At 37.3% G+C, this 13,232-nt stretch carries 12 protein-coding genes; 11 read left to right on the top strand and 1 reads right to left on the bottom strand.

Annotated elements, in window-relative coordinates:
* The first annotated feature begins 156 nt into the window (after positions 1 to 156).
* Positions 157 to 2,256, top strand: coding sequence for a PAS domain-containing sensor histidine kinase (locus tag BUB56_RS04350; RefSeq protein ID WP_110940152.1), 2,100 nt, complete (start codon positions 157 to 159; stop codon positions 2,254 to 2,256).
* Positions 2,257 to 2,312: 56 nt separating this feature from the next.
* Entirely contained in the window at positions 2,313 to 2,498 is a 186-nt protein-coding gene (locus BUB56_RS04345; RefSeq protein ID WP_110940151.1) for a hypothetical protein, read from the top strand.
* A gap of 62 nt (positions 2,499 to 2,560) precedes the next feature.
* On the opposite strand, the gene BUB56_RS04340 is transcribed toward BUB56_RS04345, so the two are convergent.
* Positions 2,561 to 2,965: a hypothetical protein gene (locus BUB56_RS04340; protein ID WP_110940150.1), complete on the bottom strand. Its 405-nt coding sequence runs from the start codon at positions 2,963 to 2,965 to the stop codon at positions 2,561 to 2,563.
* Positions 2,966 to 3,145: 180 nt separating this feature from the next.
* Here BUB56_RS04340 and BUB56_RS04335 point away from each other — a divergent pair, with 180 nt between their 5' ends.
* From BUB56_RS04335 to cas2, 9 genes are all read left to right on the top strand, one after another.
* Positions 3,146 to 3,610 carry a QueT transporter family protein gene (locus tag BUB56_RS04335; protein ID WP_110940149.1) on the top strand — a complete coding sequence of 155 codons (465 nt, stop codon included), beginning with the start codon at positions 3,146 to 3,148 and terminating at the stop codon, positions 3,608 to 3,610.
* Between the two features lie 211 nt (positions 3,611 to 3,821).
* On the top strand, positions 3,822 to 5,420 hold the full coding sequence (locus tag BUB56_RS04330) for a methyl-accepting chemotaxis protein (RefSeq protein WP_190014191.1): 1,599 nt from the start codon (positions 3,822 to 3,824) through the stop codon (positions 5,418 to 5,420).
* A 153-nt stretch (positions 5,421 to 5,573) separates the two neighbouring features.
* A complete protein-coding gene (cas3, locus tag BUB56_RS04325) occupies positions 5,574 to 7,742 on the top strand; it encodes a CRISPR-associated helicase Cas3' (RefSeq protein WP_110940147.1) in 2,169 nt (722 codons plus the stop codon).
* 24 nt (positions 7,743 to 7,766) lie between these two features.
* Complete coding sequence (cas5c, locus tag BUB56_RS04320; protein ID WP_110940146.1) at positions 7,767 to 8,423, top strand: type I-C CRISPR-associated protein Cas5c; 657 nt, start codon at positions 7,767 to 7,769, stop codon at positions 8,421 to 8,423.
* Positions 8,420 to 10,204 carry a type I-C CRISPR-associated protein Cas8c/Csd1 gene (gene cas8c, locus BUB56_RS04315; RefSeq protein WP_110940145.1) on the top strand — a complete coding sequence of 595 codons (1,785 nt, stop codon included), beginning with the start codon at positions 8,420 to 8,422 and terminating at the stop codon, positions 10,202 to 10,204. Before cas5c ends, cas8c begins: the two co-directional genes overlap by 4 nt.
* A gap of 2 nt (positions 10,205 to 10,206) precedes the next feature.
* Positions 10,207 to 11,088 (top strand): type I-C CRISPR-associated protein Cas7/Csd2, encoded by an 882-nt coding sequence (gene cas7c / locus BUB56_RS04310; protein WP_110940144.1) that lies wholly within the window; start codon positions 10,207 to 10,209, stop codon positions 11,086 to 11,088.
* Entirely contained in the window at positions 11,088 to 11,753 is a 666-nt protein-coding gene (gene cas4 / locus BUB56_RS04305; RefSeq protein WP_110940143.1) for a CRISPR-associated protein Cas4, read from the top strand. The genes cas7c and cas4 overlap by 1 nt, the downstream gene beginning before the upstream one ends.
* Entirely contained in the window at positions 11,750 to 12,781 is a 1,032-nt protein-coding gene (gene cas1c, locus BUB56_RS04300; RefSeq protein WP_110940142.1) for a type I-C CRISPR-associated endonuclease Cas1c, read from the top strand. Before cas4 ends, cas1c begins: the two co-directional genes overlap by 4 nt.
* A 9-nt stretch (positions 12,782 to 12,790) precedes the next feature.
* On the top strand, positions 12,791 to 13,081 hold the full coding sequence (gene cas2 / locus BUB56_RS04295) for a CRISPR-associated endonuclease Cas2 (protein ID WP_110940220.1): 291 nt from the start codon (positions 12,791 to 12,793) through the stop codon (positions 13,079 to 13,081).
* Positions 13,082 to 13,232: the final 151 nt, after the last annotated feature.

Here is a 13,232-nt window from a genome sequence, read left to right as displayed (position 1 = left end):
CTATAGGGAAGGGATGAAACCCTTTCTAAAGGTAACCAGGGATAAATATCGTAAAGATTATTAATAAAAAAACAGTCAAATACAATCGTCTATTGCCAAAAGACATGAAAAATATGGTAAAATGAAAAACAGTAATAGGTTTTGGGGGTATTGGCAATGTGGGAAACAGAAAGAACCATGGCATCGCTTATGGCAGAAAATGAAGCTTTAAGACAGCATGTTTTAAAACTGGAAGAAAGTCTTATAATGCAACAGCAAAAAGAGGATTATTTGAAACAGGAACTTGCTTTTTTACAACAGATAATGGATCAAGTACCTTTACTTTTATGGCAATCAGATTTCCATGGGAAAGTGGTATTTTGCAACAAAAACTGGCTGGACCTTGTAGGATTAGAGAAAGACAATGTTTTAAGTGGTAAATGGAAAGAAGTCATACATCCTGAGGATTGGACAAACTTTAAACGTATCTACCAGGATGCGGCCCGGTTCCAGATTCCATTTACCAGAGAGTACAGATTAAGAGATCCCCAGGGACAATACCGTTGGATGCTTGATAGGGCACAACCTGTACTAAATAGTGAAGGAAAGTTTCAAGGCTATATAGGAGCTAGCTGCGACATTACTGAGCATAAAGATAAAGATCAGAAATTGCAAGTAAATGAGAAAAAATATAGAGAACTTTTCCAACAGTCAAGCAGCGGGATTATTTTGCATCAGACTACAAATAACAGCAGTTTTGAGTTTATTGAAATGAACGATCAGGTATATAAGATGTTGGGGTATACGAGAGAAGAACTGATGAAAACTGATTTCTCCAATATTTGCTGCGACAGTAGCAAAGTAAAAGAAATTGTGTGTGAGTTGATGTCAGATGGCTACAGTTCAGAGGAAATACTGCTGGAAACCTATCTTAGTGCAAAGTCAGGACGGCATATACCTGTAGAAATAAGATTTAAAAATTTTGCGGTTTATGATCAGCAATATATACTATGGATTATACGGGATATTTCCCAGCGAAAAAAGATAGAAGAGTGGTTCAGGCAAAGTGAGTTGAGATATCGAAAGCTGTTTAAATTTTGTCCGGAAGCTCTCTTTGTTGTAGATGAGGAAAAAATATTGTTGGTCAATAAGGCTGCCGCAGAGTTGCTAGGTGCTAAAAAAACAGATGAACTAATAGGAAAGGCCAGTTGGGAATTTGTTCATCCTGATTATTATGCCTTCTGTATGAACAGTATCAATCTGATGAAGAAGGAACGACGGAATGTGCCGCCCATGGAAGAAAAATTCATACGACTGGATGGTTCCCTTGTTGATGTTGAGGTGACAGGCACCTATATCTATTATGAAGAAAAAATGAGTTATTTATTTATTGCTAGAGATATTACTGATAGAAAAAAGCTGGACAAGCTGAAATATGAAGTAGACGAAAGCAATCGCAGACTGATCGAAGCGGTAGAGTATGACAAGCTTAAGAGTGAATTCTTTGCAAATATATCTCATGAGCTTAAAACACCCTTAAATGTAATATTGGGTGCGGTTCAGCTCCAAGAGTTTTATCTTGATAAAGACAAAGAACTTCTACTGGAAAACACTCCGAGAAATATAAAAATGATTAAACAAAACAGTTATCGGTTAATTCGCTTAGTCAATAATTTGATCGACATAACAAAGATTGACTGCGGCTATATGCAAATGAAGCTGAAAAAAGAGGATATGGTGACAATAGTACGGAATATCACAAATTCTGTACAGGATTATGCAGGGCTTAAAGGCATAGACATTGAATGTCATATAAGCATCCCGGAAAAAAGAATGTCCTGTGATGCAGACCATATTGAACGCATACTGCTGAATCTCATATCCAACGCCATTAAATTTACAGACAAGGGCGGTAAAATTGATGTATCTCTCAGCGAAGACCAAGTGGAAGGATGCATTGTCCTTGCCGTCAGAGATACCGGTATTGGCATTTCTCAGGACAAGCAGGAAATCATATTTGAAAGATTTAGACAGGTAGATAAATCCTTATCCAGAAATCAAGAAGGAAGCGGTATTGGCCTCTCTATTGTGAAAGCGCTGGTAGAAATGCACGGGGGAAGTGTCGGTGTAAAGAGCGAATATGGAAAAGGCAGTATATTTACTGTAAAACTACCTATAAGGCATGAGGAAGAAAGCCAGGATGAATCCCTGGAGGAAAGTGGCTGGAGCAATCAGATCGAGCGGATTAACATAGAGTTTTCCGATATTTATTTTTAGTACAGCTGTATACCTCACCTTATATCTTCAAAGACTATGTATGAGGTGATGGATTCGTGAAGAAAGCAAAAAAAGAAACAGACATATTCTTAGAAAACCGATTTGCTGAACCTGGGGCGGTGGAAGATATTTGGGAGCTGAAGCTTCCCGGAGCACCCCTAAAATCAGGGGCTATCGCAGGAACAGAAAGCCAAATCAATACAGCCGGCGCTACCAGCAGCACACCGGAAGAAAGAAAATAAATCATATAACGATAACAGCCCTCTAGGATAGATAGGAAAGAGGGTTTTTTTGTGACCATTGATCAGAAGATAGGACGATCTAAATCAATAATGCGATAGACCACCTTATTTATCGGAGTATATATGACCTGATAACTTCTATTTTGATAAAACTCACGATTCTTCACCAGTCTATAATCAAACTCGTAGATTTTATTGTAATTTATCACAAGACTGCTGGATTTTCCAGGGACTTTATTGTAATAAATATGGGTGATCTGGCCAATTTCAGAAGGAAGCTCATAAACGCCGATCCAATGACCTATGACAGATAGGGCGTCCAAGGTAGCAGTGAAAAAAATCAAAGCAGTCATCAGCAGAAGAATAAATATAAGCTTCTGGGTTTTGTGAAAGCCTTTTTTAAACAGATATACAAGGTTGAAGATAAAGAAGCTATTGATAATCGCCGGCATAAAGATTAATTCCATATTCATCCCTGCTTCCCGGAGCATTTTATGGATATAGTATAACATATGGAAGGATCATTATTTTCTATATCCTGTAAACCATTGAAAAAAACTTTTCATTGTGACAGAATTGTGCTATATTTATAGTCTAGTCAGTTCGAGACCATCCTGACTTAAAACAAAACTATGGAGGTTGAAAAAATGAAAAAAACAGTATTTTTGGTGCAGGCTGCACTAATCGGGGCGATATACGCCGTGATCACTATTGCCTTTGCGCCCATCAGCTATGGGGAGATTCAGGTTCGGGTATCAGAAGCCTTGACCATCTTGCCGTACTTTACACCGGCAGCTATACCTGGATTATTTGTAGGCTGTATCGTAGCCAATATCTATGGGGGTGGAGGACCGATAGACATCGTATTTGGCAGTCTGGCAACCCTATTGGCCGCATTTTTGTCCTATAAGATGCCGGAGAAGTGGATGGTGCCCATCCCGCCGATTGTTGTAAACGGTATTGTAGTAGGGTTTATCCTAAATTATTTGTATCAGGTACCATTGCTGGCAGCCATGGGCTGGGTGACGCTGGGACAGTTGATTGCATGCTACGGATTGGGATATCCTCTGATTGGGATGTTAGAGAAATATAAAGATAAGATATTTAGATAAAAACAGAGGTTGGACTTAGGTCTGGCCTCTGTTTTTATGTGGAATACTTCAGCGAAGAAATCAATAAATATTCTAAACAAAATATGGTTTTCGCTAGAAGGAAATTCCTTGCAGATATCGAATTGATATTTAATTATCGTAAAAAAACTTTGATAGTTTTCCAGTAATGAACCATGGAAATTAATCAAATCAAGGGATGGAGGCTGCTGTGATGAAAGCTTTATTTGTATTTGCAAAGTACTCGATTTACTGGATTCCTTTTGTTATCCTGTTATTTGTCAAGAACCTTGATACAAATCGAATGCCTGTCTTTTTTCTCCTGTATATCTTTTTCTTATTTCTATTTGACCTATATACAAAAACAAAGAATCTCAAAACTACTGAGACTTTAGTAAATGCCATTGAGGAAATGGCAAAGGGAAACCTGCGTTTAGATATTTCCATTGGAGCCAGTACCAAGAGGAATTTAACAAAAATTGAAAATCATATGATACAACTAGTCAATACATATTATCAAAGCGGTTACAACATGCAAGTGATTGATGAAAAGCAGCGGAGCATGCTCTCAAGATATAAGGAGATCGCTGTATTTTTTATCACCGACAAATCAGGACAACAGATCTATAATTCCTTAGGGAAAAACCTAATGAATAATGGAGATCGAGAATATTTTGCAAATGCAAAAAAGACGGGTAAGCCGCAAATCTCGGATATGGTCATTTCCAAAACAACTGACAAACTGGCAATCATCATTGCGATACCCTATTACCGTCAAGAAGAGTTTATGGGTGTTTTCGGTGCAGCTATTGATATGCAGGCTGTTAGTACACCAGAAGAAAAGCTGGGAAATGCCTTGTTAGGTACCATCGGCAACTTAAAAGAATTAATCCGTTCTTCACAACACATGGCAGGACAAGTGGCAAATTCTGCAGCAGTGCTGTCTACTATTGCGCAACAGTCAGCCGAGGGATCGGAAAGTGTTGCGGCATCTTCGTTAGAAGTGGCGAAAAGTGCGGAAGAACAATTAGCGGAAGTATTAGGTGCCGCATCGGCGATCCGGCAGATGGCAGCCAATATACAAGAGATTTCGGAGAATGCTGAGGGAATTAACCGCTTAAGCCAACGAACAAATGAAAGTGCTTTATTAGGCGAAAAAGAAGTGAAAAGTGCCATATTAAGCATGGAAGATCTTCAAAAAAGCAGTGAGAGGACAAATCAGTCTTTGGAAGAGATCAATAAGAGCTCAGCTAAAATGGATGAAATACTCAAAACAATCCAATCCATTGCAGAACAGACAAATCTGCTGGCCCTCAATGCATCCATTGAGGCAGCCCGGGCGGGAGAAGCCGGAAAAGGGTTTGCTGTTGTAGCCGATGAAATCAGAAAGCTTGCCGAAAGTTCCAAAGAATCCACGATGCAGATTAATGATTTGATTCAAGAAATTCAGCAGAAAATTGATGAAACAAACCGTTTAGTAAGTGAAGACAGCAGGATTGTAAAAACCGGTACAGAGACGGTAAATCAGGCAGGTCAAGCCTTCAATGAGATTATTGGTTTTATCAATACCATGAATGCCCAGATCACCAAGATCACAGAATTTATTCATGAAGTTGCTCAAGGAAGTCAGCGTATTGCTTCATCCACCGGTGTGGTTCAGTTGAAAAGCAAAGCGGTATCGGAAGAAATCCAAAATGTATCGGCCGCAGCAGAAGAACAAACTGCGGCAATGCAGGAAATAGCAGCAGCCAGTCAGGATTTAACAAGATTATCCCAAGATCTGCAAAAGTCATCGGGTCGATTTAAAGTATAATAAAGAGTAAAACCCTCTGGATTGAGCGAGAATTCAGAGGGTTTTTGTTGTTTTAAAAATATTTTTAAAAATCTAAAATCAAACAGGAAATATAGGAAATGATGACGAATAAGGTAAAATATTACATAATTGGAATTGAGGAGAGGAATTTCTATGTACATAGCACATACACGAGAGATTGATTCAGAGGTTCAAAGTCTAAAAGAGCATCTAGAGAAAACTGCTGCTAAAGCAAGACAATATGGGGATAGCTTTAATAATGGAGATTATGCCCATATATGTGGACTACTTCATGATCTCGGGAAGTATTCTAGGGAATTCCAAAACAAAATTAAAAACAATTTAGATGATAGAGTGGATCACTCCACAGCTGGCGCAATCGAAATTGATAGAAAGGTTGAGTTATTCGGTAAATTGCTGGCGTACTGCATAGCAGGGCATCATGGAGGATTACCAGATGGTGGACATAGGAGTGATACGGCTGTAGAAGTAACCTTAAATGGTCGGTTAAAAAGAACAAAACAGCTTCCGGTCTATTCTGATTTTGAAAAAGAGATAAACTTAGATGATATTTTGCCTGTGAACATGCCAAATATTAAGCCCTTGAACAAAGGCGGATTTTCCATTGCTTTTTTTATAAGAATGATATACTCCTGCCTAGTAGACGCTGATTTTTTAGATACGGAAGAATTTATAAATGGTGGACAAGTGGACAGAAGTATTAAATATGATTTTAGGCTATTTAACAATAAATTAAATACACATATTGGGAAATTTCATAATAAGGAGCGAGAAATCAATAAAAAAAGAGCTGAGATTTTAGAAAACTGTATCGAAAAATCAAAGCAAAAAAAGGGTTTATATACGCTTACAGTACCCACTGGTGGGGGAAAGACGCTTTCATCACTTGCATTTGCGATGGGTCATGTGCTTGAGCATGGTATGGATAGGATTATTTATGTAATCCCATATACCAGCATAATAGAACAAACAGGAAAGACTTTCAAAGATATATTGGGATTTGAAAATGTGTTAGAGCATCACTCAAACTTTGATTTTAAGGATGATGAATACTCAACAGACTATAAACTTAAATTGGCTTCAGAAAATTGGGATATCCCTATTGTTGTGACTACAAATGTTCAATTTTTTGAATCCTTATTTGGAAATAGATCTTCAAAATGCAGGAAGCTCCATAACCTGGCAAATAGTGTGATTATTTTTGATGAAGCACAAATGATTCCTACACAGTATTTAACCCCTTGTATTGCTTCAATTTCAGAACTGGTAAAGAACTACGAAGCCACTTGTATATTATGCAGTGCTACTCAGCCATCCCTAAAGGATAGATTTCCAAAGGAAATATCAATAAGTGAAATATGTGACAATACAGAAGAATTATATCATTTCTTTAAACGAATTAAAGTGGTTAATAGGGGAAAAATGGAAGTGGATCAAGTATCGGAAGAACTAAACAACTGTAACCAGGTGCTTTGTATTGTAAATAACAAAAAACATGCAAAAGAGATATTCGCAAAGATAAAGGGTGAGGGAATATTTCATCTATCAACAAGGATGTGTCCTAAACATAGAAAGGACGTACTAGCAGAAATAAAACAAAGACTCGAGGATAAATTGCCCTGCAAGGTTGTGTCTACCCAACTAATTGAGGCAGGGGTGGATGTTGATTTTCCTATTGTATATAGGGCTATGGCTGGAATTGATTCCATCGTTCAAGCTGGCGGTAGATGTAATCGAGAGAGAAATTTAGAAACAGGTATAGTATACCTATTTGAACCTGAAAGCACTTATACAAAAAATATGCCAAGTACGATTAAACGGCCTATTGCTGTGGCTAAGACTATTATGGAAAGGTTTGAAGATATACTTAGTCCAGAAGCAATAAAGACATATTTTGATGAATTATATGTGTTTGAAGGTGAGCAAGGATTAGACATAAAGAATATATTTGAGAAAATGGAGAAAGGTGCAGAGGGTTGCAATTTTAATTTCAACTTCAAGCAGGTAGCAGAACAATTCAAATTAATTGAGGAAAATACGGTACCTGTGATCATTGAACTTGATAAAAACTCAATGGAATTAGTAAATAAGCTTCGCTTTATTGGTGAGTATAAGAGTATATTAAGAGCCATACAACCCTATACAGTGAATGTTTACGAAAATGAATTTGAAAAAATGTCAGGAGCAAATATGATTGATGTTATAAAAGAAGGGATTTATGTATTAAAGGACATAAATATGTATAGCGAGAAAACCGGTCTTGAATTTACTGTGGAAACAGGCATAGGAATTTTTGTATAAAAAACGAGAAGAGGAGTGATAAAAATGGGATATGGTATAGCACTTGAGGTTTGGGGGGCCTATGGTCTTTTTACCCGACCAGAAATGAAAGTCGAACGGGTGAGCTATGACGTACTAACACCATCTGCAGCACGAGGAATTATCGAAGCAATCTATTGGAAGCCTGCCATTTCTTGGCATATAGATAGGATTCATGTTTACAATCCAATTGAATTTACAAATATCCGAAGAAACGAAGTAAGTTCAAAAATATCTGCTAGTATAGTGGATTCTGTTATGAAGGGTAGTGCAAAACCCTTATACATAAATACAAATGCTGATAGGCAGCAAAGAGCATCTATGGTGCTTAAAAATGTTCGATACATCATACAAGCACATTTCGAGCTGACAGATAAGGCAGGAGAAACAGATACGGTTGAAAAACATTATAACATCGCTCTTAGAAAGATGAGAAATGGCCAGTGTTATCATAATCCTTACTTCGGATGTAGAGAGTTTCCGGCTAACTTTAGGCTGGTAGAGGGGGATTTTCCAAAATCCGGTCTGACAGGAGAAAGAGATTTAGGATATATGCTCTATGATATAGATTTTACGAATCTAGAGGATATCAAACCAACGTTTTTCAGGGCTATTATGCGCGATGGTGTTATTGATTTATCTGATTGTGAGGTGTTTAGATGATTTTACAGTCTTTGGTCAATTATTATGAGATTTTAGCAAGTGATGCAGATAGTGATATACCCAGATTAGGTTATGGTAAGGCCAATGTCTCCTATGCAGTCAATTTATCTGCAGATGGGGAATTGCTAAATATTATTCCATTGAAAATCAATGTTCAGAAGGGTAAAAAGTTGGTAGAAGTCCCGCAAAGTATGGAAGTTCCAGAACAAGAAAAAAAATCGGTCGGGATAAAATCTAATTTTCTATGTGAAAATTCAAGCTATATGTTTGGCATAGACAATAAAGGAAAGCCTGAAAGATCAAAGGAGTGCTTTAAAGCATTTAAGGAGCTGCATATCAATATTTTGCAAAATATAAACAATGCTGCGGCAAAAGCTGTCATTAGCTTTGTGAACAATTGGGATATCGATCAAGGGTTGGAGCATCCTGCTTTACAAGAGTATCTAGATGAAATATTGTCTGGTGCAAATTTGGTTTTTAAAATGGACGGAGGAGAATTTGTTCATCAAAACAAAGAAATTAGACAAATTTGGGAGAAGCACAAGAGTAGCTCAGAAAATACAAATGTTATGCAGTGCCTAGTAACCGGTAAAGAGGAAACCATAGCAAGATTACATCCAAGTATTAAGGGTGTCAAAGGAGCACAATCTGTGGGAGGTTCAATTGTATCATTTAATGACAGAGCATATGAGTCCTATGGTCGATATAAAGAACAGGGTTTGAATTCTCCTGTTAGCGAGTATGCTACCTTCGCTTATACTACAGTTTTAAATTATCTGTTAGCTGATGGTTCTCACAAAATGTATCTAGGGGATGCAACCATCGTATTTTGGGCAGAGAGCCCCAAGAAAATTTATCAGGATTTTATGTCTCTATATATGAATGGAGGAATGGTAAACAATGATGAAAGGATGGTGAAAGATGAAGTTGCTGCGAGAGAAGTAAGATCTGTTTTTGAAAAAATAGCCCAGGGTAAACCTATTGATGATTTATCTGATGTTTTCGATGAAAAAACTAATTTTCATATATTAGCCCTATCGCCAAATTCGGCAAGATTAGCAGTAAGGTTTTTTACTTCAAATTCCTTTGGCAGTCTCATAAGGAAAATCGCAATGCACTATCAGGATCTTAGAATGGAAAAGCAGTATGCTACGGACGCCGATGCTATTTCAATATGGAGATTGTTAAATGAAACGGTATCTCCAAAGTCCAATGATAAAGCAGCTTCACCATTGATGGCAGGTGCTACATTAAAGGCAATTATTACAGGCTCTCCTTATCCTGCTAGCTTGTATAATGCCATTTTAATCAGAATAAAGGCGGAAAAGGAAATTAATTACTATAAGGCAGCTATTATAAAAGCCTATTTATTAAGAAATACCAATAAATTTAAGGAGGTATTAACAATGTCACTCAATGAGCAAAGCCCAAATAGGGCCTACATCTTAGGGCGATTATTTGCAGTTTTAGAAAAAGCACAGCATGATGCAAATCCAGGAATAAACGCAACGATTAAAGACAGGTATTTTACATCAGCCTGTGCAACGCCAGCTTCAGTTTTTCCAGTTTTGCTAAGACTATCCCAACATTATATTTCAAAAGCAGAATATGGTTATGTCAGTGATAGAAAAATAGCAGATATACTGGAAAAGTTGGATATTAATAATCATCCTTTCCCGTCAAATTTATCGCTTGAAGAACAAGGTGTGTTTATTCTGGGCTATTATCATCAAAGAAATGCATTTTATCAAAAAAATAATAAAAAAAGTGAGGAGAACTAATTATGAGTGAAATTATCAAAAATAGGTACGAATTTGTTATTTTGTTTGATGTAGAGAATGGTAACCCCAATGGGGATCCCGATGCAGGAAATATGCCTCGAATAGATGCTGAAACAGGCTATGGCATTGTAACAGATGTATGTTTGAAAAGAAAAATAAGAAATTATGTTGAAACAGTGAAAGCGGACAGTGAAGGCTATAAGATATATATAAAGGATGGAGTACCTTTAAACACCAGTGATAAGTTGGCTTATAAAGAATTAGGAATCACAGAAGAAGAAGCACAAAAGAGCAAAGGCGAGAAAGATAGTAAAATTAGGGATTTTATGTGCGAGAATTTCTTTGATATTAGAACCTTTGGGGCTGTGATGACAACCTTTGTAAAGGCAAAATTAAATTGTGGACAAGTTCGAGGTCCTGTTCAAATTGGGTTTGCAAGAAGTGTAGATCCTATAGTCCAACAAGAAATAACGATTACAAGAGTCGCAGTAACGACGGAAAAAGACTTTGAAAAGAAGGACAATGAAATGGGTAGAAAACATATCATCCCCTATGCTTTATACAGAGCAGAAGGATATATCTCCGCTAACCTAGCAAAAACGGTTACCAAGTTTTCAGAGAAGGATTTAGAGCTTCTATGGGAAGCTATTATAAATATGTTTGAACATGATCATTCTGCTGCAAGAGGAAAAATGAGTGTCAGAGAATTAATTGTATTTAAACATATAAGCGAATTTGGCAATACCCAAGCCTATAAGCTGTTTGATACCGTAACCATAAAACGTAATGATGAAACAAAGCCAGCTAGAAAGTATGCAGACTATACAGTAAGTGTGGATATTGAAAAAATTCCAAAAGAAGTACAATGCATTAGGATGATATGATGGAATATAAAGAAGAAGATTTTTTACTATTGTCAGGGATACAGCATTTTTCCTTTTGCAAACGTCAATGGGCATTAATCCATATTGAACAGCAGTGGCAAGAAAACCTTCGCACCGTTGAAGGCCACATCTTTCATGAGAAAACACATGATAATAGCATAAAAGAAAAGCGAGGAGATTTGATCATATCACGTGGTATGGGGATTTTTTCCCGTTCATTAGGTTTAACAGGAGCTTGTGATGTTGTTGAGTTTCATAGGGCACCAGATGGGATAAGCATATTCGGGAGAGAAGGAACCTATAAGCCTGTACCAATAGAGTATAAAAAGGGTAAGCCAAAGGAGGACGAGTCCGACGTACTGCAGCTATGTGCGCAGGCGATGTGTCTTGAGGAAATGCTATTATGCAAGATCCCGGAAGCATTTTTATTCTATGGAGAGACGAAACGCAGGCTAAAAATTATACTTGATGATGAACTGCGTGAGAGAGTAAGAGCAATAGTTAGAGAAATGCATGAACTATATGACAAGAAACATACACCTAAAGTTAAAATATCTAAAGCCTGTAAAGCATGTTCACTGGCTGAGATTTGTATGCCAAAGTTATGCAAAAATCCCTCCGCTACTTATTATATTAGGAAGAATCTTATGGAGGTAGATGGATGAGAAAGTTACTAAATACACTCTATGTTACTTCGCCGAATACATATTTGTCTTTGGATGGAGAAAATATTGTAATTTTGAAAGAAGACATAGAAGTTTCAAGAATTCCACTGCATAATCTCGAGGGTATTGTTGCATTTGGGTATACAGGTGCAAGTCCGGCATTGATGGGGGCATGTGCAAAAAGGAATATTGCATTAACTTTTATGAAGCAAAGCGGTAAGTTTTTGGCAAGGGTAGTCGGTGAAGTTAGGGGGAATGTTGTTCTTAGAAAGACTCAATATAAGTTATCAGACAGCACAAAGGAGAGTAATAAGATTGCTAAGAATTTTATCTTGGGGAAAATTTATAATACCCGTTGGGTAATTGAGCGTGCAACCCGTGATTATGCAATGAGACTAGATGTTGATAAGCTAAAAGAAGTTTCTCAAGCCCTTTTTAGAACATTGAAATTAGTTGACGAAAGTGAGAATTTAGAACAACTCAGGGGGTACGAAGGAGAGGCCGCATCACAGTATTTTAGTGTATTTGATGACTTGATTTTACAGCAAAAAGACTCCTTTTTCTTTCACTATCGCAATAAACGACCTCCGCTGGATAATGTGAATGCAATGTTATCCTTTGTATATACGCTCTTAGCCCATGATTTTACGGCGGCATTGGAAACTGTTGGACTGGATCCTTATGTAGGTTTTTTGCATCGGGATAGACCAGGGAGAGCTTCTCTTGCCCTAGATATGATGGAGGAGCTGCGCTCTGTCTATGCAGATCGGTTTGTAATATCATTAATCAATAAAAAAGAGGTAAACTCAAGCGGATTTATGCAGAAGGAAAATGGTACGGTTGTTATGAATGACGATACAAGAAAAGTTATATTAAAGGCTTGGCAAAGTAGAAAACAAGAGATAATCACACACCCATTTTTGCAGGACAAACTACAATGGGGCCTTGTTCCCCATGCTCAAGCATTGCTGTTAGCTAGATATATTCGAGGTGATTTGGATGCATATCCGCCGTTTATGTGGAAGTAGGTGAAAAAAATGTTGGTACTAATAACCTACGATGTAAATACCGAGACAGCACTTGGGAAAAAACGTTTGCGTAAAGTAGCAAAACTATGCGTCAATTATGGTCAGCGGGTACAAAATTCAGTATTTGAGTGTGTATTAGATGCAGCAAAGTGCCGTGAGGTAAAGCATAAGCTTGAACAAATTATCGATAAAGACAAAGATAGCTTAAGATTTTATTATTTAGGGAACAACTATAAAAACAAGGTTGACCATATAGGCGCAAAGCAGTCATTTGACGTTGAGGGTACACTTATTGTTTAGTGCGAATGGTTAGCAAACATAAAAACATAAAATCATTCGCACCGTGAATATTGTCTAAATTCTGTTCCCTAGTTACATAATACGTTCAAAAAAGACGAATGTGAAACAAAAAAGTGCAAGAAAGTGCAAAGAATGTCCAAAAAATGATGGA

It is taken from the genome of Geosporobacter subterraneus DSM 17957 (genome assembly GCF_900142145.1).
GTDB lineage: Bacteria > Bacillota > Clostridia > Peptostreptococcales > Thermotaleaceae > Geosporobacter > Geosporobacter subterraneus.
The sequence above is the reverse complement of the archived record's forward strand: the minus strand, read 5'-3'. Positions and strand labels throughout refer to the sequence as shown.